18 protein-coding genes are annotated in these 21,762 nt (G+C 63.1%); 10 read left to right on the forward strand and 8 right to left on the reverse strand.

Features of this window, described 5'->3' with window-relative positions; translation table 11 throughout:
* Window positions 1-28: 28 nt before the first annotated feature.
* Entirely contained in the window at window positions 29-2,299 is a 2,271-nt protein-coding gene (clpA, locus tag ACF8R3_RS00560) for an ATP-dependent Clp protease ATP-binding subunit ClpA (RefSeq protein WP_058637924.1), read from the forward strand.
* An 85-nt stretch (window positions 2,300-2,384) separates the two neighbouring features.
* Here the strand turns inward: clpA and infA are convergent, their stop codons facing one another.
* From infA to aat, 3 genes are all read right to left on the reverse strand, one after another.
* On the reverse strand, window positions 2,385-2,603 hold the full coding sequence (gene infA / locus ACF8R3_RS00565) for a translation initiation factor IF-1 (RefSeq protein ID WP_002553999.1): 219 nt from the start codon (window positions 2,601-2,603) through the stop codon (window positions 2,385-2,387).
* A gap of 101 nt (window positions 2,604-2,704) precedes the next feature.
* Complete coding sequence (locus ACF8R3_RS00570) at window positions 2,705-3,412, reverse strand: arginyltransferase (protein ID WP_058603464.1); 708 nt, start codon at window positions 3,410-3,412, stop codon at window positions 2,705-2,707.
* 56 nt (window positions 3,413-3,468) lie between these two features.
* A complete protein-coding gene (gene aat / locus ACF8R3_RS00575; RefSeq protein ID WP_078478344.1) occupies window positions 3,469-4,149 on the reverse strand; it encodes a leucyl/phenylalanyl-tRNA--protein transferase in 681 nt (226 codons plus the stop codon).
* A 381-nt stretch (window positions 4,150-4,530) separates the two neighbouring features.
* On the opposite strand from aat, the gene ACF8R3_RS00580 reads away from it, so the two are divergent.
* From ACF8R3_RS00580 to cysG, 6 genes are all read left to right on the forward strand, one after another.
* Complete coding sequence (locus tag ACF8R3_RS00580) at window positions 4,531-7,122, forward strand: DNA translocase FtsK (RefSeq protein ID WP_392514598.1); 2,592 nt, start codon at window positions 4,531-4,533, stop codon at window positions 7,120-7,122.
* Window positions 7,123-7,183: 61 nt separating this feature from the next.
* Window positions 7,184-7,807 carry an outer membrane lipoprotein chaperone LolA gene (lolA, locus tag ACF8R3_RS00585; protein WP_058603462.1) on the forward strand — a complete coding sequence of 208 codons (624 nt, stop codon included), beginning with the start codon at window positions 7,184-7,186 and terminating at the stop codon, window positions 7,805-7,807.
* 12 nt (window positions 7,808-7,819) lie between these two features.
* Complete coding sequence (locus tag ACF8R3_RS00590; protein WP_058637922.1) at window positions 7,820-9,145, forward strand: replication-associated recombination protein A; 1,326 nt, start codon at window positions 7,820-7,822, stop codon at window positions 9,143-9,145.
* Window positions 9,142-9,516: a fluoride efflux transporter CrcB gene (gene crcB, locus ACF8R3_RS00595; protein WP_196132549.1), complete on the forward strand. Its 375-nt coding sequence runs from the start codon at window positions 9,142-9,144 to the stop codon at window positions 9,514-9,516. Before ACF8R3_RS00590 ends, crcB begins: the two co-directional genes overlap by 4 nt.
* A 29-nt stretch (window positions 9,517-9,545) precedes the next feature.
* Entirely contained in the window at window positions 9,546-10,826 is a 1,281-nt protein-coding gene (gene serS, locus ACF8R3_RS00600) for a serine--tRNA ligase (protein WP_392514590.1), read from the forward strand.
* Window positions 10,827-12,218 (forward strand): siroheme synthase CysG, encoded by a 1,392-nt coding sequence (cysG, locus tag ACF8R3_RS00605; RefSeq protein WP_028686533.1) that lies wholly within the window; start codon window positions 10,827-10,829, stop codon window positions 12,216-12,218.
* 259 nt (window positions 12,219-12,477) lie between these two features.
* Here cysG and ACF8R3_RS00610 read toward each other — a convergent pair whose 3' ends face one another.
* The 5 genes from ACF8R3_RS00610 to ACF8R3_RS00630 form a co-directional block, all read right to left on the reverse strand.
* The gene (locus ACF8R3_RS00610; RefSeq protein WP_078478346.1) at window positions 12,478-13,803 is read right to left on the reverse strand and encodes an OprD family porin; all 1,326 of its coding nucleotides are present in this window, start codon (window positions 13,801-13,803) and stop codon (window positions 12,478-12,480) included.
* A gap of 65 nt (window positions 13,804-13,868) precedes the next feature.
* Complete coding sequence (locus tag ACF8R3_RS00615) at window positions 13,869-14,267, reverse strand: PPC domain-containing DNA-binding protein (RefSeq protein ID WP_078478347.1); 399 nt, start codon at window positions 14,265-14,267, stop codon at window positions 13,869-13,871.
* Window positions 14,264-14,815, reverse strand: a complete 552-nt coding sequence (locus ACF8R3_RS00620) for a hypothetical protein (protein WP_058603456.1) — start codon at window positions 14,813-14,815, stop codon at window positions 14,264-14,266. The genes ACF8R3_RS00615 and ACF8R3_RS00620 overlap by 4 nt, the downstream gene beginning before the upstream one ends.
* On the reverse strand, window positions 14,812-16,392 hold the full coding sequence (locus ACF8R3_RS00625; protein WP_392514592.1) for an acyl-CoA synthetase: 1,581 nt from the start codon (window positions 16,390-16,392) through the stop codon (window positions 14,812-14,814). The genes ACF8R3_RS00620 and ACF8R3_RS00625 overlap by 4 nt, the downstream gene beginning before the upstream one ends.
* Window positions 16,389-17,558 carry an acetyl-CoA acetyltransferase gene (locus ACF8R3_RS00630; protein WP_392514594.1) on the reverse strand — a complete coding sequence of 390 codons (1,170 nt, stop codon included), beginning with the start codon at window positions 17,556-17,558 and terminating at the stop codon, window positions 16,389-16,391. The genes ACF8R3_RS00625 and ACF8R3_RS00630 overlap by 4 nt, the downstream gene beginning before the upstream one ends.
* Before the next feature lie 388 nt (window positions 17,559-17,946).
* Between ACF8R3_RS00630 and ACF8R3_RS00635 the strand changes: the two genes are divergently transcribed.
* The 3 genes from ACF8R3_RS00635 to ACF8R3_RS00645 are packed head-to-tail and all read left to right on the forward strand — an operon-like array spanning window position 17,947 to window position 21,662.
* Window positions 17,947-18,978 (forward strand): TRAP transporter substrate-binding protein, encoded by a 1,032-nt coding sequence (locus tag ACF8R3_RS00635; protein ID WP_196125899.1) that lies wholly within the window; start codon window positions 17,947-17,949, stop codon window positions 18,976-18,978.
* The gene (locus ACF8R3_RS00640) at window positions 18,978-20,858 is read left to right on the forward strand and encodes a TRAP transporter large permease subunit (protein ID WP_392514600.1); all 1,881 of its coding nucleotides are present in this window, start codon (window positions 18,978-18,980) and stop codon (window positions 20,856-20,858) included. Before ACF8R3_RS00635 ends, ACF8R3_RS00640 begins: the two co-directional genes overlap by 1 nt.
* Before the next feature lie 12 nt (window positions 20,859-20,870).
* Window positions 20,871-21,662 (forward strand): SDR family NAD(P)-dependent oxidoreductase, encoded by a 792-nt coding sequence (locus ACF8R3_RS00645; protein ID WP_058603452.1) that lies wholly within the window; start codon window positions 20,871-20,873, stop codon window positions 21,660-21,662.
* The last annotated feature ends 100 nt before the right edge of the window (window positions 21,663-21,762 follow it).

Below are 21,762 nucleotides of genomic sequence, written 5' to 3' on the forward strand. Positions count from 1 at the left end.
GCCGACCACTTGGGTATGAGGTGAAGCTATGTTAAACCGCGAGCTCGAAGTCACCCTCAATCTTGCCTTCAAGGAGGCCCGTTCGAAGCGTCATGAGTTCATGACGGTCGAGCATCTGCTGCTGGCGCTCCTTGACAATGAGGCTGCCGCGACCGTTCTGCGCGCCTGTGGCGCCAATCTCGACAAGCTCAAGCATGACCTGCAAGAGTTCATCGATTCTACGACCCCTTTGATTCCCGTCAGCGACGAAGACCGCGAGACGCAGCCTACCCTGGGTTTCCAGCGCGTGCTGCAGCGTGCGGTGTTCCATGTGCAAAGCTCCGGCAAGCGCGAGGTCACCGGTGCCAATGTGCTGGTGGCGATCTTCAGCGAACAGGAAAGCCAAGCCGTGTTCCTGCTCAAGCAGCAGAGCGTGGCCCGCATCGATGTGGTCAACTACATTGCCCACGGCATCTCCAAGGTGCCCGGCCATGGGCCGCATTCGGACAGCGACCAGGAAATGCCGGACGATGAGGGCGGTGAAACCACCTCTTCGAGCAATCCACTGGACGCCTACGCCAGCAACCTCAACGAGTTGGCCCGCGCCGGGCGTATCGACCCGTTGGTTGGGCGCGAACAGGAAGTCGAGCGCGTGGCCCAGATCCTGGCCCGTCGCCGCAAGAACAATCCCCTGCTGGTAGGTGAGGCCGGCGTGGGCAAAACTGCCATTGCCGAGGGCCTGGCCAAGCGCATCGTCGATGGTCAGGTGCCTGATCTGCTGGCCCAGAGCGTGGTCTACTCCCTTGACCTGGGTGCTTTGCTGGCCGGTACCAAATACCGCGGCGACTTCGAGAAGCGCTTCAAGGCGCTGCTCGGTGAACTGCGCAAGCGGCCACAGGCAATCCTGTTTATCGACGAAATCCATACCATCATTGGTGCCGGCGCAGCGTCTGGCGGCGTCATGGATGCCTCCAACCTGCTCAAGCCGTTGTTGTCGTCGGGCGAAATTCGCTGCATTGGTTCCACGACGTTCCAGGAATTCCGCGGGATTTTCGAGAAGGACCGGGCTCTGGCGCGGCGCTTCCAGAAGGTCGATGTGAGCGAGCCTTCCGTGGAGGACACCGTTGGTATCCTGCGCGGCCTGAAAGGGCGTTTCGAAAGCCACCACAACATCGAGTACAGCGACGAAGCGCTGCGTGCAGCGGCGGAGCTGGCCTCGCGCTACATCAATGACCGGCACATGCCCGACAAGGCCATCGACGTCATCGACGAAGCTGGCGCCTACCAGCGCCTGCAGCCTGAGGCCAATCGCGTGAAGCGGATCGACGTCCCTCAGGTCGAGGACATCGTCGCCAAGATCGCCCGTATTCCACCCAAGCATGTCACCAGTTCCGACAAGGAGTTGCTGCGTAACCTGGAGCGGGATCTGAAGTTGACCGTGTTCGGTCAGGACGCAGCCATCGATTCGCTTGCGACCGCCATCAAGCTGTCGCGTGCAGGGCTCAAGTCGCCTGACAAGCCTGTGGGTTCGTTCCTGTTTGCCGGCCCTACCGGCGTGGGCAAGACCGAGGCAGCGCGTCAGTTGGCCAAGGCGCTGGGGGTCGAGTTGGTGCGATTCGACATGTCCGAGTACATGGAGCGTCACACCGTGTCGCGCCTGATCGGTGCGCCACCTGGCTACGTCGGGTTCGACCAGGGCGGTCTGTTGACCGAGGCCATCACCAAGCAGCCGCACTGCGTGTTGCTGCTCGATGAGATCGAGAAGGCCCACCCGGAAGTCTTCAACCTGCTGCTGCAGGTCATGGACCACGGTACCCTGACCGACAACAACGGGCGCAAGGCGGACTTCCGCAACGTGATCCTGATCATGACCACCAACGCGGGTGCTGAAACCGCTGCGCGGGCGTCCATCGGCTTTACCCACCAGGACCATGCGTCCGATGCCATGGAAGTCATCCGCAAGAGCTTCACACCGGAGTTCCGCAACCGCCTGGATACCATCATCCAGTTCGGCCGCCTGAGCACCGAGACCATCAAGAGTATCGTTGACAAGTTCCTCATCGAGCTGCAGGCGCAACTTGAGGACAAGCGCGTGCTTCTGGAGGTCAGCGACGCGGCGCGTGGCTGGCTGGCGGCGTCGGGCTACGACGTGCAGATGGGGGCGCGGCCGATGGGTCGACTGATTCAGGACAAGATCAAGCGGCCCTTGGCCGAGGAGATTTTGTTCGGCGAATTGGCCGAGCACGGTGGTGTGGTGCACGTGGACCTGCGCGATGGCGAACTGGTCTTCGACTACGAGACCACTGCCGAGGTGGCCTAAGCCTCAGGGGCCGCATGCGGCCCCTTCCTTATCCACACAGGCACAAAAAAGCCCGGCACATGCCGGGCTTTTTCATGGCTGGAGCTTAGCGCGCACGGTACGTGATGCGGCCCTTGCTCAGGTCATACGGCGTCAGTTCGACGCGAACCTTGTCGCCAGTGAGAATACGGATGTAGTTCTTGCGCATCTTTCCGGAGATGTGCGCGGTTACGACGTGCCCGTTTTCCAACTCCACGCGGAACATGGTGTTGGGCAGGGTGTCGACGACAGTGCCTTCCATTTCGAAGCTGTCTTCTTTCGACATGCAGTAGAGCCCTCGGATCCAGTGTTGGCCCGACGCATAACCGCACCGGGCAAAAAAGTGGCGTGGATTATGCCCGAAAACTGTGTGTCAAGCCAATGCTTTCAGTTGAGGGCAACCCAACGCTGGTTTATCAACAACTCGATAGGCCGATACTGCGTCTTGTAGTTCATTTTCTTGCAGTTCTTGATCCAGTAGCCGAGATAAACGCCGTCCAGATCGAGTCGCAACGCCTCGCCAATCTGCCAGAGGATGGCAAACCGGCCCAGACTGCGGCGCTCTTCATCAGGCTCGTAGAAGGTGTACACGGCAGACAGGCCATTGGGCAGCAGGTCGCAGACGGCGACTGCCAGCAGCCGGCCGCTGGCGCGAAATTCGTAGAACCAGCAAAACGGTAATTGGCGAACCAGAAACGTGGAAAACTGATCGCGGCTGGGTGGATACATGTCCCCGTCAGCGTGACGCGCCTCGATGTAGCGCCGGTACAGATCGAAATACTCTTCCTTGAAGGCGGGACGTGCAGCGGTCACCGTTACATCGGCGTTGCGCTTGAGAATTCGACGCTGCTGACGGCTGGGCACAAACCGTGCCGGCGGTATGCGCGCAGGCACGCACGCGTTGCAGTTCTGGCAATGAGGGCGATAAAGGTGATCGCCACTGCGGCGAAACCCCATCTCCGAAAGGTCGGCATACACGTTAACGTCCATTGGCTGGCTGGGATCCAGGAACAACGTGGTGGCCTGCTCGTCGGGCAGATAGCTGCAGGTGTGGGGTTGAGTGGCATAGAACTTCAACCGCGCCAGCTCTGTCATGGTCAACCCCTTCGGTGAGACTTTGCCTAAGTGTAAGCCAGGTGTGGAAAACGCGCCTAGCAAACCCAGGTGGCGGTGTTGGGCTGATCGAGGTAGCGTGCCAGATAGCCTGCGAATTCACGCCGACTGATGGCATGGGCGCCCAGGCTCTGCAGGTGATCGGTCTGCATCTGGCAGTCGATCAGCACGAAGCCGGCTGCTTCCAGGTGCCGGACCAGCGTCACGAAGCCAACCTTCGAGGCATTGTCCGCGCGGCTGAACATGGATTCCCCGAAAAACAGCTGCCCCATGGCCAGGCCATACAGGCCGCCCACTAGCTCACCGTCCTGGCGAACTTCGACCGAATGGGCAATACCGCGTGCGTGCAGTTCACAGTAGGCCATGCGCATGGGGTCGGTGATCCAGGTGCCGTTGGTGTAATCGCGCGGCGCCGCGCAGGCTGCGATGACTGCGGCGAAGTCGGTGTCGAAGCTGACCTGGTAGCGGCCTTGGCGCATCCATTTGGCCAACGAACGCGACACATGCAATCGAGCAGGCGCCAGCACGGTGCGCGGGTCAGGCGACCACCACAGGATCGGCTGGCCATCCTGGTACCACGGAAAGCAGCCGTGACGGTAAGCCTGGACAAGCCGCTCGGGCGTCAGGTCGCCGCCTGCGGCGAGCAGGCCGTTGGGCTCTTGCAAGGCGCGGTCCAGCGCAGGGAAAGTCAAGGAATCGCGTTTCAGCCAGGTCAACATGGTCGGTCATGCGGTAGGGGAGGGGGGTGGCCAGCATGGCGCGATGGGCAAATGGGGTCAATTACTTCAAGGTCGCGATTGAGCGCTGCGCCAGTGATCGAGTGGCTTGTGCGGAACTGCGGGCCATGGGCAGGGCCGGTGTAGGCAGTGTCTCGCAGTGATCTGGACAATTTCGGACACATTACAGCTACGGCCGGCACCATCGGCGACATTTGCTGTCACACCTGTGCAAAAACACAGCATAAGCCTTTGTCACAGAAGACAATGCGTGCTCAAATTGCAGCTATTGGAAAGTCGCCCCCGGCCAGATCCCCAGACGGCGTGCCGCCATGGCGGCTGGCGGGCAGTAATGTTAAAAGTAGTGATCCGTTGGCTTCGGCCCTGGCCGATCACTATTGGACGCGCACCACGCGCAGGAATAGACGCGTTTTGAAGAAATCCACCGCAACCCCAGCTCCCTTGCCCGTGCCCCTGTGGCGGCAGCAGCTGCACTACCGTCTCAAGGAGGGTGCGCTGATCGCTGTCGGCGCCCTGTGCCTGTACCTGTGGATGGCGCTGCTGACCTACGACACCTCGGACCCGGCCTTCAGCCACACCGCCACCGTCGACCAGGTGCAGAATGCCGCCGGGCGAGCCGGCGCCTATTTCGCCGATATCCTGTTCATGGTGCTGGGCTACTTCGCCTACATCTTCCCGTTGCTGCTGGCGATCAAGACCTGGCAGATTTTCCGCCAGCGCCATCAGCCCTGGGACTGGAGCGGCTGGTTGTTCTCCTGGCGGTTGATAGGCCTGATATTCCTGGTGTTGTCCGGGGCCGCGCTGGCCCATATCCACTTCCATCCTCCGGCAAGCATCCCGTTCTCAGCCGGCGGCGCCCTAGGCGAAAGCCTGGGCGACCTGGCTCGCAACTTCCTGAACGTGCAGGGCAGCACCCTGATGTTCATCGCCCTGTTCCTGTTCGGGCTGACGGTGTTCACCGACCTGTCGTGGTTCAAGGTGATGGACATGACCGGCAAGATCACGCTGGATCTGCTGGAACTGGTGCAGGGCGCGGCCTCGCGCTGGTGGGAGGCGCGTAACGAACGCAAGCGCCTGGAAGCGCAGCTGCGCGAGGACGAGCCCGTCATCAAGGCCAAGCCTGTGGCGCCCGAACCCCGTGAGCCGGCCAAGCCTGCACTGCGCGAACGCTTGTTCAAGCGCGAGCCTGCGCCTGCTCAGCCCGAGCCGCGCGAACCGACCCTGGGCGGTGAGCCTGTGACGATGCGTGACCCGGTTGCGCGTGAGCAAGGGGTGGTGCAGCGCGAACCTGTGATCACACGCGAACCGGCACCGGCCCGGCCTTCGGCGCCCGCGCCAGCGGCCGCGCCGGCCCTGATCTCCAACATCGTGCCACCCTCGGCTGCCAAGGCGCCCGAGCCAGTCAAGCGCATCGCCAGAGAAACCCCGGCGCCGCAATTCATCGACAGCGCAGTGGAAGGCACCTTGCCGCCGATTTCCATCCTGGACCCGGCTGAACAGAAAAAGATCGAGTATTCCCCCGAGTCCTTGGCTGGTGTTGGTCAACTGCTGGAAATCAAGCTCAAGGAGTTTGGTGTCGAGGTAGCGGTGGACTCCATTCATCCAGGGCCTGTGATTACCCGGTACGAAATCCAACCGGCCGCCGGGGTGAAGGTGAGCCGCATCGCCAACCTTGCCAAGGACCTGGCGCGGTCGCTCGCCGTGACCAGTGTGCGGGTGGTCGAGGTGATCCCGGGCAAGACCACTGTGGGTATCGAGATTCCCAACGAAAATCGCCAGATGGTGCGCTTCTCCGAAGTACTTGCCACCCCGCAGTACGACGAACAGAAGTCGCCGGTTACCCTGGCCCTGGGCCACGATATCGGCGGCAAACCGGTCATCACCGACCTTGCGAAGATGCCGCACTTGCTGGTGGCGGGTACGACCGGCTCGGGTAAGTCGGTGGGCGTGAACGCGATGATCCTGTCGATCCTGTTCAAATCCAGCCCCGAAGATGCACGGCTGATCATGATCGACCCGAAAATGCTCGAATTGTCGATCTACGAAGGCATTCCGCACTTGTTGTGCCCCGTGGTCACCGACATGAAGGACGCGGCCAATGCCCTGCGCTGGAGCGTGGCGGAAATGGAGCGGCGCTACAAACTGATGGCCGCCATGGGCGTGCGCAACCTGGCGGGCTTCAACCGCAAGGTCAAGGATGCCCAGGAAGCCGGCGAAATCATCCACGACCCGCTGTATCGCCGCGAAAGCATGGAGGATGAACCGCCTGCCTTGAAGACGCTGCCGACCATCGTGGTGGTGGTGGACGAATTCGCTGACATGATGATGATCGTCGGCAAGAAGGTCGAGGAACTGATCGCGCGCATCGCGCAGAAAGCGCGGGCTGCCGGTATCCACTTGATCCTGGCGACCCAGCGACCGTCGGTGGATGTGATCACCGGCCTGATCAAGGCCAACATCCCGACGCGCATGGCGTTCCAGGTGTCGAGCAAGATCGACTCGCGTACCATCATCGACCAGGGCGGTGCCGAGCAGCTGCTGGGCCACGGTGACATGCTGTACATGCCGCCTGGCACCAGCCTGCCGATCCGTGTCCACGGCGCATTCGTGTCCGATGATGAAGTGCACCGTGTGGTCGAGGCGTGGAAGCAGCGCGGTGCCCCTGACTACAACGACGACATCCTCAACGGTGTTGAAGAAGCCGGCAGCGGCTTCGAAGGTGGCAGTGGCGGTGGTGATGGCGACGATTCCGAAAGCGATGCCCTGTACGACGAAGCTGTACAGTTCGTGCTCGAGAGCCGCCGCGCGTCCATTTCCGCCGTGCAGCGCAAGCTCAAGATCGGCTACAACCGGGCGGCCCGCATGATCGAAGCCATGGAGATGGCCGGCGTGGTCACTCCGATGAACAGCAACGGCTCGCGGGAAGTGATTGCTCCAGGCGGCCCACGCGATTGATATCACCCTGCCGGGCGCCAACGGTGGTGCTCGGCCCATTCAACGCTCAATGAGGATTCCCATGCGCGCTATTCGCATGCTGTTGGTTTCGGCCCTTGCCCTGGGCCCGGTCTCGGCGTTCGCCGGCGAGCAGGATGTCCAGCGCCTGACCCAGTTGCTGGAAAAGTCGCAGACCATCGAAGCCAATTTCTCCCAGCTGACCCTGGATGCAGGCGGCACCAGCCTGCAGGAAACGTCTGGCAAGATGACGGTCAAGCGCCCAGGCCTGTTCTACTGGCACACCAATGCGCCCCAGGAGCAGGTGGTGGTATCGGACGGCAAGAACGTCACCCTGTGGGACCCGGACCTCGAGCAGGCTACCGTCAAGAAACTCGACGTGCGCCTGAACCAGACGCCGGCGCTGCTGCTTTCCGGTGATGTCTCGAAGATCAGCCAGAGCTTCGATATCGTCTCCCGTCAGCAGGGCGATGTGATGGACTTTACCCTCAAGCCCAAGACCAAGGACACCCTGTTCGACTCGCTGCGTGTATCGTTCCGCAAGGGGCTGATCAATGACATGCAGCTGATCGACAGCGTTGGCCAGCGTACCAACATCCTGTTCAATGGCGTCAAGGCCAATCAGGCGGTGGCGGACAGTACCTTCAAGTTCGACATCCCCAAAGGTGCAGACGTCATCAAGGAGTAACCAGAGCCTGTCATGGACCTGTTTCGAAGCGAACCTGTCGCCCAGCCCCTGGCCGCCCGTCTGCGCCCGTCCAACCTGGACGAGTATGTCGGCCAGGAGCACCTGCTTGCCCGCGGTAAACCGCTGCGTGAAGCACTGGAGCAGGGTGCACTGCACTCCATGATCTTCTGGGGCCCGCCGGGGGTTGGCAAGACGACCCTGGCGCGGCTGCTGGCGCAATTTTGCGATGCGCATTTCGAAACGGTGTCGGCGGTACTGGCGGGCGTGAAGGAAATCCGCCAGGCGGTGGAAGTGGCCAAGCAGCAGGCCGGCCAGTACGGGCGTCGTACCATCCTGTTCGTCGACGAAGTGCACCGTTTCAACAAGTCTCAGCAGGATGCCTTCCTGCCTTTCGTGGAAGACGGCACCTTGCTGTTCATCGGGGCTACCACCGAAAACCCGTCCTTCGAACTGAACAACGCGCTGTTGTCACGGGCGCGTGTCTACGTGCTCAAGAGCCTGGATGAGCCTGCGCTGCGCAAGCTTGTAGACCGCGCCCTCACCGAGGAGCGGGGGCTAGGCAAACGTCACTTGCGCGTTGGCGACAAGGCCTTCGACATGCTCAGGGCTGCCGCCGATGGTGACGGAAGGCGCATGCTCAACCTCCTGGAAAATGCTGCTGACCTGGCCGAGGACGGCAGTGAGATCGACGTCGATCTGCTGCAAAGCCTGCTGGGAGACAGTCGTCGCCGGTTCGACAAGGGCGGGGAAGCATTCTATGACCAGATATCGGCGTTGCATAAATCCGTACGGGGTTCGGACCCTGACGCGGCGCTCTACTGGTTTGCGCGCATGCTCGATGGCGGCTGCGACCCCCTCTACATTGCGCGCCGGGTGGTGCGCATGGCCAGCGAAGACATCGGTAACGCCGACCCCCGCGCCCTGAGCCTGTGCCTGGCTGCCTGGGACGTGCAGGAGCGGCTGGGCAGCCCTGAAGGTGAGCTGGCAGTGGCACAGGCCATCACCTACATTGCCTGCGCCCCGAAGAGCAACGCCGTTTACGTCGGTTTCAAGACTGCCCTGCGCGAGGCGGCCGAGCATGGTTCGCTGGAGGTGCCGCTGCACCTGCGCAATGCGCCAACCAAACTCATGAAACAGCTGGGTTACGGCGATGAGTATCGCTATGCCCACGACGAACCGGATGCCTACGCGGCCGGTGAAGACTACTTTCCCGAAGCGCTGGAGCCACGCCAGTATTACCAACCCGTGCCGCGCGGGCTCGAGCTCAAGATTGGCGAAAAACTCCGGCACTTGGCCGATCTTGATCGCAGTAGCCCGCGACAGCGGAGAAAGCCATGATCACGCTGATCGCCGCCGTCAGTGCCGGCGGTATCGCCGGTACCCTGTTGCGCTTTGCCGCAGGCAATTGGGTGGTCGCCCACTGGCCGCGGCACTTCTATGTAGGTACGCTTGCCGTCAACCTGGTGGGCTGCCTGTTGATCGGCCTGCTGTATGGCCTGTTTCTGCACAAACCCATGGTCCCGGCCGAGTTGCGGGCTGGTTTGATCGTGGGGTTTCTGGGCGGCCTGACCACGTTTTCCTCTTTTTCGCTGGACACCGTACGCTTGCTGGAAAGCGGGCAGGTGCCTCTGGCGTTGGGCTATTCGGCCATCAGTGTCGTGGGCGGGCTGCTCGCGACCTGGGCGGGATTGTCCCTCACTCGATTCTGACCAACACCTACACATAACGAGAGAACGATATGCTCGATTCCAAACTGTTACGCGGCCAACTTCAGGAAGTGGCGGATCGCCTGGCCTCCCGTGGCTTCAGCCTGGATGTCGCGCGCATCGAATCACTGGAAGAGCGTCGCAAGGCGGTGCAGACCCGTACCGAGCAACTGCAGGCCGAGCGTAATGCCCGTTCCAAATCCATCGGCCAGGCCAAGGCCAAGGGCGAGGACATTGCCCCGCTGATGGCGGATGTGGAGCGCATGGCCAATGAGCTGGCCGCCGGCAAAACCGAGCTGGACGGTATCCAGGCAGAACTGGACAGCATCGTGCTGACCATTCCCAACCTGCCCGATCCCAGTGTGCCGGTCGGTGCCAGCGAAGACGAGAACGTCGAAGTGCGTCGCTGGGGCACGCCCAGGGCGTTCGACTTCGAGATCAAAGACCACGTTGCTCTGGGCGAAATCAGCGGTGGCCTGGACTTCGAAGCGGCGGCCAAGCTGTCTGGCGCGCGTTTTGCCGTACTCCGCGGCCCGATCGCACGGCTGCACCGCGCACTGGCGCAGTTCATGATCAACCTGCACACCGGTGAGCATGGCTACGAAGAGCACTACACCCCGTACCTGGTGCAGGCGCCAGCCCTCCAGGGCACTGGCCAGTTGCCCAAGTTCGAGGAAGACTTGTTCAAGATCACCCGCGAAGGCGAGGCGGACTTCTACCTGATCCCGACCGCCGAGGTGTCGCTGACCAACCTGGTGGCTGGGGAAATTCTCGACGCCAAGCAACTGCCGCTCAAGTTCGTGGCGCACACGCCGTGCTTTCGCAGTGAAGCCGGTGCTTCGGGCCGAGACACGCGCGGCATGATCCGCCAGCACCAGTTCGACAAGGTCGAGATGGTGCAGGTGGTGGAGCCCGGCAAGTCGATGGAAGCGCTCGAAGGCCTGACGGCCAATGCCGAGCGTGTGCTGCAGCTGCTCGAGTTGCCGTACCGCGTGTTGGCACTGTGCACCGGTGACATGGGCTTTAGCGCCGTCAAGACCTTTGACCTGGAAGTGTGGGTGCCCAGCCAGGACAAATACCGCGAGATCAGCTCGTGCTCCAACTGCGGCGACTTCCAGGCCCGCCGCATGCAAGCGCGCTGGCGCAACCCGGAAACCGGCAAGCCGGAACTGGTGCACACCCTCAACGGTTCCGGTTTGGCCGTGGGCCGCACGTTGGTCGCGGTGCTGGAAAACTACCAGCAGGCCGACGGCTCGATCCGGGTGCCCGAAGTGCTCAAGCCCTATATGGGTGGCGTTGAGGTGATCCGCTAAATGGACTACCTGCCGCTGTTCCACAAACTGCAGGGCGCCTTGGTGCTGGTGGTTGGTGGTGGCGAGATCGCGTTGCGCAAGGCGCGTCTGCTGGCCGATGCTGGCGCCGCGCTGCGTGTGGTGGCGCCAGAAATCGATGGCCAGCTGGCCAGCATGGCGCGTGAAGGCGGTGGCCAGGTGCTGGTGCGCGGTTACCAGCCGGGTGACCTTACAGGTTGCCGGCTGGTGATCGCCGCCACGGACGATCCTGGGCTCAATGCCCAGGTATCGGCCGATGCCCAGGCCTTGAGCCTGCCGGTCAACGTGGTCGATGCGCCGGCTTTGTGCACGGTCATCTTTCCGGCCATCGTCGACCGCTCGCCTTTGGTGATCGCGGTGTCCAGCGGGGGCGATGCACCGGTCCTGGCACGCTTGATCCGAGCCAAGCTCGAAGCCTGGATCCCTGCTGCCTACGGTGAGTTGGCCGGGTTGGCGGCGCGTTTCCGGCACACGGTCAAGTCGTTGTACCCGGATGTAAACCAGCGCCGGGGTTTCTGGGAAACCGTCTTCCAGGGGCCGATTGCCGAACGCCAACTGGCCGGGCAGGGCGCAGAGGCCGAGCGGTTGCTGCAGGCGATGGTCGATGGCGCGCCGGTGCAGCAGGGCGGCGAAGTCTACCTGGTCGGTGCTGGCCCGGGAGACCCGGACCTGCTGACGTTTCGCGCGCTGCGGTTGATGCAGCAGGCCGATGTGGTGCTGTACGACCGCCTGGTAGCGCCTGCGATCATCGACATGTGCCGTCGGGATGCCGAGCGCATTTATGTCGGCAAGCGTCGTGCAGAGCACGCCGTTCCCCAGGATCAGATCAACCGGCTATTGGTGGACCTTGCCCAGCAAGGCAAGCGCGTGCTGCGCCTGAAGGGTGGTGACCCGTTCATCTTCGGCCGTGGCGGCGAGGAGATCGAGGAGCTGGCCGAGCACAACATCCCGTTCCAGGTGGTGCCGGGTATCACCGCTGCCAGCGGTTGTGCCGCTTACGGCGGCATCCCGCTGACCCACCGCGATCACGCCCAGTCGGTGCGCTTTGTCACCGGGCACTTGAAGGACGGTAGCAGCAACCTGCCTTGGGACGACTTGGTCGCGCCTGCCCAGACGCTGGTGTTCTACATGGGCCTGGTCGGCTTGCCGACCATCTGCGAAGAACTCATCCGCCACGGGCGGGCAGCGAGCACGCCGGCCGCGTTGATCCAACAAGGCACAACGCGCAACCAGCGTGTGTTCACCGGTACCTTGGCAGATTTGCCAGCGCTGGTTGCACGCCATGAAGTGCATGCGCCTACCTTGGTGATCGTGGGCGAGGTGGTGCAACTGCGCGAGAAGCTGGCTTGGTTCGAGGGGGCACAGCACGGCTGACAGTCTGCGGACGCTTTGAGGGGGTGAGCAAGGCAGTTGTCCCTCATGGTCCTCAAGCCTGCAGATCCAATGCAGCCCTCCTGTGGGAGCGGCCCTTGCGCCGCGATGGGCCGCAAAGCGGCCCCGGCAACGTTAGCGGCGACGCTGAAATCCTGGGGCCGCTTCGCGCCCCATCGCGGCGCGAGGCCGCTCCCACACAAGGCTGAGCACACACAAGGCTGAGCACACACAAGGCTGCTTGAACACGGACATCCGTGCCCTAGAACAACGGCACGGTGTAGCTGACGGTCACCCGGTTCTGATCCTGTGCCCACTCGCTGGGCAACCCACTGCGCAGCATGCCGTTGCGCCAGCTCAAGCCCAGCCCCTTGAGCGCACCGTCCTGCACCACATAGTCCAGGGCAATGTCACGCTCCCATTCCTTTTCGTCACCGCCGGCAGCGGTGCGGATGTGCGTGCCCTTGAGGTAGGTGAGCGAGGCAATCAGGCCGGGCATGCCCAATGCCGCAAAGTTGTAGCTGTATTGGCCGAAGGTGGTGCGTTCACCTGCACGGGTGAAACTGGTCACCAGCCGGTCGGTGAACAGATACAGGCTCGAGCCAGCTGCGCCTTCGCCTGTATTGCCCTGGTTGATCTGCACGAAATTGCCACTGTCCGAGACCCGCTGATGGCCAAGCAAGACCGAGTGGCCACCTATGGCGTAGGTGAACATGGCACTCCAGGTATCATTGTCGATTTTGCCTGCGGTATCGCCCAGGCCGGTGACGCGATACCCTGCCGCGCGCCCGCTGGCTGAGTCGTTGCGTCCATCCGCGTCGGTCTTGAAGTAGCGCAGGTCGGTGGTCAGCGACTGGTTGTCGCTCAGGGCCCAGGTGTGCACGAGCCCCGCAAAATGCTGGACATAGTAATCCTCCAGCTGGGCGCCGTAATATTGCAGCTTCAAGGCGGGGGTGAGCTGGTAATCGGCCCCGGCAAACACAAACGCATTACTCTCGCGTGTACCCCCCGCCACGGCCAGGCCTGAGCGGTTGGTCGAGCCCCGGCCGGTGGTATGCTCCAGGCGGCCTCCGGTCAGGGTCAGGCCATCGATTTCTTTCGAGGTGACGATCCCGCCTTCGAAGGTCTGCGGTAGCAAGCGCCCATCGTTGGCCACCAGAATCGGCAGTTTCGGTTGCAGCGTACCGTAGCGTGCCTCGGTCTGGGAAAAACGGACCTTGCCGGTCAAGCCCAGGCGACTCCATTCGTCCACCGCGCTGCCATCGCTGGCATCCGGAATCATCGAACTGCCTCGGTGATTGCCTGCACCGCCATCCAGGCGTAGGCCCAGCAAGCCAAGGGCGTCAACGCCGAACCCCACGGTGCCGTCGGTGAAACCGGACTTGTAGTCGAGCATGAAGCCCTGCGCCCATTCGGCCGTCTTGCTCTGGCCGGCAGGGCCGGGGCGGTCGCGGTAATCGTTATTGAAATAGTAGTTGCGCAGGTGCAGGTTGGCTTTGCCGTCCTCGATGAAGGCCGCCTTGGCAGCCGGAACGGCCAGGGTGGTCAAGGTGAGTAGGTACAGGGGCACGTAGGGCTTTCTTGTCATTGTTTTCTTCCTGAGGGTGATAGGCGCCCAGAGAGCGGGCGCCAAGGGTGCTGCAGTGTGGGCAGTCAGTCCGGCAGCCACTCCTGCAGGGTGAGCTCCACGGTAATGAAGGACAGGTTCCGACCCCGTTGCAGGCAGCCGGCGAAGAGCTTGCCGTCGGCGTCGGCGAGCACTGCCTGAAGGTGGCTTCGGCCGGCGATGACCTCACCGCTCAAGCTGAGGATCTCGATACCAGGCCCGGGTACATGAATGGCTTGATGGCCGCGCTCGCCGTGGTAACGCAGTTCGCCGTCGATCAGGCTGCCCAGCCCGCCACGGACCACGGCGCAGGCGATGCCGTGGCTGGCGCAGAGGGCTTCGGCGCTGTCGATCACATCCTCGTTGGGCTTTAGGCGGGCGACTACCAGCCGCCCGAGACGGCCTTGCTGGACCTGCGTGGTAGTAGAGGGCAGGGCAGGTGTCATGAGGCCTCCTTGAGCACAGGGTGCAGCAGGTTGAATTGGGTCTCGGTGTCTGGCTGTACCTGGTAGGCGACATGCTCGAACAGGCATAGCCGCAGTACCAGGGGTTCGCTACCGACCACGACTCGCTGCAATACCAGATGCCCGCCGTGCTGTTGCCCAAGGCTGTCGAGCATGCCGGCATGGCAATGCAGCAGCGGGGCGCCGCTGGCATCCCTGCCGACAGTCAATGCACCACTGATGAAGGTGACAGGGCCTGTAAGCACCACGGGCTTGCCGTAGTCGTAAGGGCGTTGGCTGTCGCTTGTGGTCACCATGCGGTGGTAGGCCAAGGCGCACGCGCTGCCCCACAACACGCGGCCGACTGCACTCTGGTAGCGACAGCGCTCGAGCACTGACAGCAGGCTTTCGCCCACCTGGCTGCCGGGGGCAAGCTCGACGCGCAACTCCTGGCTGCACGCGACTTCACAGTCAAGCAGCCTGGGTAGGCGGGCCGGGCCTGCATGGTTGAAGTGGCGCACCCCGCCGCGCAGTTCGAAATGGGGCGTCATGCCGGTTGCTCCGTGCCGGTCTCGAGCAACGTGCGGATGTGTTTCTTGACGATCTTGCCGTAGCCGGACTTTGGCATCTCATGCCAGCGTACAAACTGCTTGGGCCATTTGTAGCGTGCCAGGCGGGGCTCCAGGTGCGCGAGCAGTTGGTCATCGCTGACCTGGGCAGTGGTGACGATCACCGCGCAACCACATTCGCCCCATTTGTCGTCCGGCATGCCGAGCACGGCCACTTCGGTGACGGCAGGGTGGGTCAGCAACGCTTCCTCCACTTCGCGCGGGTACACGTTCGAGCCGCCGGAGATGTACATGTCCGAGGCGCGCCCGGTGATGAACAGGAAACCGTGCTCGTCCACATGCCCCAGATCGCCGGTATGGAACCAGCCATGGCGGAAGCATTCGGCATTGGCCTGGGGGTTGTTGTAGTAGCCGGCGAACACGGCCGGGCCGCGCACGCAGATTTCGCCGTCCGTACCCGTGGGCAGCTCGCGGCCTTGCTCATCGAGTATGGCCACCTGCATGCCGGTACGTGGGTAGCCGCAGGAACCGACCTTGGCCTGAGGGCCATCGTCGGCATCATGGCAGTCGGCGGGCAGCACCGTGATGTTGCCGGTGACTTCGCCTAGGCCGTAATACTGCACCAGCACCTTGCCCAATGTGCGTAGCGCATGGCACTGGTCGGCGCGGTACATGGGGGCACCTGCGTAGATCACGTAGCGCAGGCTGCTGTGATCGTAACGGCTGACGGCCGGGTCTTCGGTAAGCATCTTGACGATGGTCGGCACCGTGAACAGGTTGTCGATACGGTGCTGCTGCACCAGGCGCCAGGCCTCGTCACAGTCCAGCCGGTCCCCGACAGGGAGTACGCAGGCAGCACCCCGGGCTACGTTGACCAGTGCATGGATACCGGCCCCGTGGGACAAGGGGGCCAGCACCAGCGAGCGTGACTGCTGGCTCAGGCAGGGCATCAGGTCGGCCAGGTGGTTGTTGACCACGAACGCCATTTGCCCGTGGGTCAGTACCCCTGCCTTGGGGTGCCCGGTGGTGCCGGAGGTGTAGAAGAACCACAGCGGATCGTTGTAGTTCACCTCAGCCGGGCGAAAACCAGGCTGAAGCGGGGCGCCTTCATCGAGCAGGGCATCGTAGGCCAGTTCACCCGCGCGGGGCGCAGCCATGGCAATCACGGTCCGCAGTGCCGGTGATGCCTGGCGCACAGCGTCCACGTAATGCTCAAAGCCCTCGTCGTAGAGCATCGCCACTGCGCCGCTGGAACTGCCCAGGTAGGCAGCTTCAGGGGGGGTGATGCGCACATTGGTGGGCACCCAGACCATTCCCAGGCGAAAGGCCACCCAGGCACTTTCGAACAGCGGCAGGTTGTTGCGCGAGTGCACCAGCAAGCGGTCGCCCTTGCCCAGGCCGCGTGCACGCAGCGCGGCAGCGACGCTGTCTACACGGTGCAGCAGTTGACGCCAGGACACCTGTTGCTCGCCGCGAATGAAGCCCGGCAGGTCAGGCAAACGCCGAGCCACCTGGCCCAGCAGCTCCCCCAGGTTCATGACATTGTCGATTCCGTTCATCGTACGCTCTCCAGAATGCTCACGTAGTTGGTCACGGCCGCCCCGCCCATGTTGAACACGCCAGCCCGGTCTGCGCGCGGCAGTTGCATGTCGCCGGCCTGGCCGGTGAGCTGCATGGCCGCCATCACGTGCATCGAGACCCCGGTCGCACCAATGGGGTGGCCCTTGGACTTGAGGCCACCGGAGGGGTTGATGGGGAGCCTGCCGTCCTTGCGGCTCACGCCCTCGGCGATCACCCGTGCGCCTTGACCGCGCTCGGCCAGGCCCATGGCCTCGTATTCGAGCAGCTCGGCGATGGTGAAGCAGTCATGGGTCTCCACCAGGGACAAGTCGTCAAGCGTCAGGCGCGCCTGGCCCAACGCCTGCTGCCAGGCCCGTGCGGCGCCTTCGAAGACCGTGGGGTCGCGCCGTGACAACGGCAGGTAGTCGTTGACCTGGACGGCTGCGCGAAAACGCACGGCTTGACCGCCCCCGGTCGGTTGATCGCCCCGGCTGATCACCAGGGCGGCCGCGCCATCGCTGATCAGCGAGCAGTCACTGCGCTTGAGGGGGCCCGCCACGAAGGGGTTCTTGTCCGAGGCTGTGCGGCAGAAGTCGTAGCCCACGTCGCGGCGCATGTGCGCATACGGGTTAAGCGCGCCGTTGGCGTGGTTCTTGGCGGCGATCATGGCCAGTGCGTCGGACTGATCGCCGTAGCGTTCGAAGTAGGCGCTGGCGATATTGCCGAACACCCCGGCAAAGCCGTTCTCTATGTTGGCTTCTTCGGGGGTGTAGCAGCACTTGAGCAGGATCTTGCCCACCTCGGCGGTAGGCAGGCTGTTCATTTTCTCAAAACCCACCACCAGGGCATGGCGCGATTGTCCGCTCAGTACGGCGTGCAAGGCCGAGTGAATGGCTGCCGAGCCGGTGGAACAAGCGTTCTCCACGCGCACGGCCGGGGTGAAACGCAGTGCTGGCAGGTGATTGGCGAGCAGCGCGGACGGAAAGTCCTGGTAGAGAAACCCTGCATTGAAGTGGCCGACGTGTACCGAATCGATCTGCTGCGCATCGAGCCCTGCGTGGTTGAGGGCGCCCAGGGCCGCGTCAGCCATCATGCGCTCGGGGTCGATGTCGGGAAACTTGCCGAAGGGGGCGTGGTACCAGCCGTTGATGAGGGGTGAATGCATGAGAGTAATCCTCGCTCGGGGTTGGCGAGGTCGATGGCAAGAACGGTGCCAGGCCTGCGGCAAGCGCTCTGCCATGCGCATTCGTGGCACGTTCGACGGTGGCTGCGGGTAGCGAACACGTGCTACAGGTGTCGCAGTGACGTGGCAGGCGACACTCAAGGGAGACACCTGTTACACCCTCAAGCAGGTCCGAGATGCCCATTGGCGCAGCACCATGCCCCAGGAGATTTTATTTAGCACTTCAAAATCAGTCAGTTAAGCGCGCTTTGTGGATGCCCACTACGCTATCCCGTGCACCCGCTTGAGTGTGGCACCTCAATTGCAATGTCATCTGCACCATCGCCGTATCCCACTCGATCAATAAGAACAAATAGGTCAGGAGAGCTTCATGAGCGATTTCACCCGCCGTTCCTTCATCAAGACTGCCTCCCTGGCATCGGCCGCCGTCGCCGCTGCCGGCCTGGGCCTGTATAGCACTGGCGCCCGGGCTGCCGACTTCAAACTCAAGTTTGCCAACAACCTGCCCATCAGCCACCCCATGAACGTGCGTGCTCGGGCCATGGCCAAGGCCATCAAGGAGGAGACCAACGGCGCGTTGGTGGTGCAGGTGTTTCCAAGCAGCCAGCTGGGCAGCGACACCGATACCCTTGCTCAGGTGCGCTCCGGTGCGGTCGATCTGTTTTCCCTCTCGCCCGTGATCCTGGGCACCCTGGTTCCATCGGTGCAGATCAGCGCTGTGGGCTTTGCGTTCAAGGACTACCAGCAAGTGTGGAGCGCCATGGACGGTGCCTTGGGCGAGCATGTGCGTGCGGAGATCGCCAAGACCGGCACCCTGTTCGCATTCGACCACATGTGGGACAACGGCTTTCGCGTCACCACCACCAGCACCCGGCCGGTCGCAAGCCCGGACGACCTGCGCGGCATGAAGCTGCGTGTTCCGCCTAGCCCGATCATCATGTCGATCTTCCGCGCCCTGGATGCTGCGCCCACCAGCATCAACTTCGCCGAGGTGTATTCGGCCTTGCAGACCCGCATCGTCGAAGGGCAGGAGAACCCCATGACCCTGGTGTCGACGGCCAAGCTGTATGAAGTGCAGAAGTATTGCTCGCTGACCAATCACGTGTGGGATGGCTTCTGGATGCTCGGCAACAGTGCCTCGATCGGGCGCCTGCCGGCGGATATGCAGGCGATCCTGCGCAAGCACATCGACGCGGCGGTGATGGGTCAACGCCAGGACCTGGCCAAGCTCGAGGGCAGTACCCGCGATACCTTGAAAGGGCAAGGCCTGGAACTGGTCGAGGCGCCTGCCGATCCGTTTCGCGACAAGCTGCGCAGTGCCAATTACTACGCCCAGTGGCACGACAAGTTCGGCGACCAGGCCTGGGGCATCCTTGAGCAATACGCCGGGAAGCTGGCGTGATGCGCGCGCCAGCGCTACCGGCCTCCACCGTTTCGCAGCGCCTGCCGGCCCGGGTGCTCATCTGCCTCAACCAGTGGGCCATGCGCCTGGTGGGCGTGATCGCGGTTGCCCTGATGGTGATCGAGACCTTCGTGCTGCTGGCCGGCGTGATTGCCCGCTACGTGCTGCATAGCCCGTTGGTCTGGTCCGACGAACTGGCCTCGTCACTGTTCATCTGGCTGGCCATGTTCGGCGCGGTGCTGGCGTTGGACCGTGGCGAGCACATGCGCATGTCGGCGCTGGTCAACAAGCTGCCGCAGGCTTGGCGCGGATTCAGCGAAACCTTGTCGGCGCTGATCGTCTGCCTGTTCGTGGCGATGATCATCTCGCCGGCCATGCAGCATTCCCATGAACAGATGTGGATCACCACACCGGCGCTGGGGATTCCCGACGGCGTGCGTGCTGCAGCGCTGCCGGTAGGGGCTGTGCTGATGCTGCTGGCGGCCGTCGCGCGTATGGCCCGTTATTCGACCGTGCGCCAGTTCATGGCCGGGCTGGCGGTGGTGGCCACGGTGGCCGCGGCCTTGTGGCTGGCGCAGCCCATACTGGCAGCGATGGGCAATTACAACCTGGTGGTGTTCTTCCTGGTGCTGCTGGGCGCCTGCGTGTTTGGCGGCATCCCTATCGCCTTTGCGTTCGGCACGGCGACCATGGCCTACCTGGCCCTGGCGACCCACGCGCCCCTGTCGATCGTGGTCGGCCGCATGGACGAGGGCATGTCCCACATGGTCCTGCTGGCCGTGCCGCTGTTCGTGTTGCTGGGTGTGGTGCTGCAATTGTCGGGCATGGCCCGCACGCTGATCGATTTCATGGCTTCGCTGCTGGGGCACGTGCGTGGCGGTCTGCAGTACGTGCTGTTGGGGGCGATGTTCCTGGTGTCGGGTATTTCAGGGTCGAAGGTTGCCGACATGGCCGCAGTGGCCCCGGCGTTGTTTCCTGAAATGAAGCGGCGCGGCTCAAAGCCTGAAGAGCTGGCAGCGCTGTTGTCGGCCACGGGGGCGATGACCGAGACCATACCGCCGAGCCTGGTGCTGATCACCATCGGTGCGGTGTGCAGCGTGTCGATCACGGCGCTGTTCATCGGCGGGTTGATGCCTGCGGTGGTGGCCACCCTGGCCATTGCGGTGGTGTGCTGGTGGCGCTCGCGCAAGGACGAGGCGCCGGCGATTGCGCGGGCACCTTTGTCCCGCGTGGCCAAGACGTTCCTGATTGCCCTGCCGGCCCTGGCGCTGCCGTTGCTGATCCGGGTGGCGGTGCTGGAAGGGGCGGCCACCGCTACCGAGGTCTCGACCATTGGTGTGGCCTACGTGGTACTGGTGGGGCTGGTGATGCACCTGTTCATGCGCCATATCGAATGGCGCCGGCTGTACCCGATGTTGCTGGAAGCGGCGGCCTTGTCCGGGGCGATCCTGCTGATCATCGGCATGGCCTCGGCGATGGCCTGGGCGCTGACGCAGTCGGGCTTCTCGCAGTCGCTGGTGGAACTGATCGAGGAAATACCAGGCGGGGTGATGGGCTTCATGGTGGTCACCATCCTCACCTTCCTGATTCTGGGCAGTGTGTTGGAGGGTATCCCGGCCATCGTGCTGTTCGGCCCGCTGATGTTCCCCCTGGCCGAAATGCTCGGCGTTCACCCGGTGCACTACGCCATGGTCGTGATCCTGGCCATGGGCATCGGGTTGTTCGCACCGCCCTTGGGTGTGGGTTTCTACGCTGCCTGCGCCATCAGCAAGACGTCGTCCGATCATGTCATTCGCCGCGTCTGGGGGTACCTCGGGGCATTGCTGGTGGCGTTGGTGATCGTTGCCTGTTTCCCATGGATTTCTATCGGTTTCCTTTAAGAGAGCGCTGACATGAGCCAACTTGCCAAAAAGACTTTGCCTGCAACTGCCGTGGGCCGCGTGGCGCTGGTCACCGGTGCGGCCATGGGGATCGGCGCGGCCATCGCCGAACGCCTGGGGCATGATGGCCACACGGTAGTGGTGGCCGACATCGACCTGCAGGCTGCCGAACTCAGGGTGGAGGGGTTGCGCGAGCAGGGCATCGATGCCTTGGCACTGGCGATCGACATTGGTGACGCAGCGTCGATCACGGCGTTGTTCGATGAACTGCGTGCACGCTGTGGACGCTGTGATGTACTGGTCAACAATGCCGGTATCGCCCGCACCCAGTCGTTTCTGGACACGGACCTGGAAGGCTGGCAGCGGCTGATGAACGTCAACCTGACCGGCACACTGCTGTGCAGCCAGCAGGCTGCGCACGTGATGCGCGAGCACGGGTGGGGGCGCATCATCAACGTTGCCTCCATCAGCGGCATGCGGGCGAGCATGGGGCGCACTGCGTATGGCACGTCGAAGGCAGCGGTGATCGGCCTGACTCGGCAGATGGCGATCGAGCTGGCCGAACATGGCATCACGGTCAACGGCATTGCCCCGGGCCCAGTGGACACGCCTTTGACACAGGCACTGCATTCTGCGGCGACACGCGAATCCTATGCCCGTGCGGTGCCTTTGCGCCGTTACGGCACACCGGCGGAGATGGCGGGGGCGGTGGCGTTTCTTGCGTCCGATGATGCGTCTTACATCAGTGGGCATGTGATCCCGGTGGATGGGGGGTTCATGGCGTCCGGGATTCTGGAGATTTAAGCGGGGGCAGCGTGGGAGAGGTGGCGGGGTCGTAGCGGTAAACGGGTTTGGACCGGTGTGAATGCCGAAATTCTAGGGCTGCTGTGCAGCCCATCGCGGC

This window comes from Pseudomonas sp. FYR_7, assembly GCF_043106155.1.
GTDB classification, from domain to species: Bacteria; Pseudomonadota; Gammaproteobacteria; order Pseudomonadales; family Pseudomonadaceae; genus Aquipseudomonas; species Aquipseudomonas parafulva_B.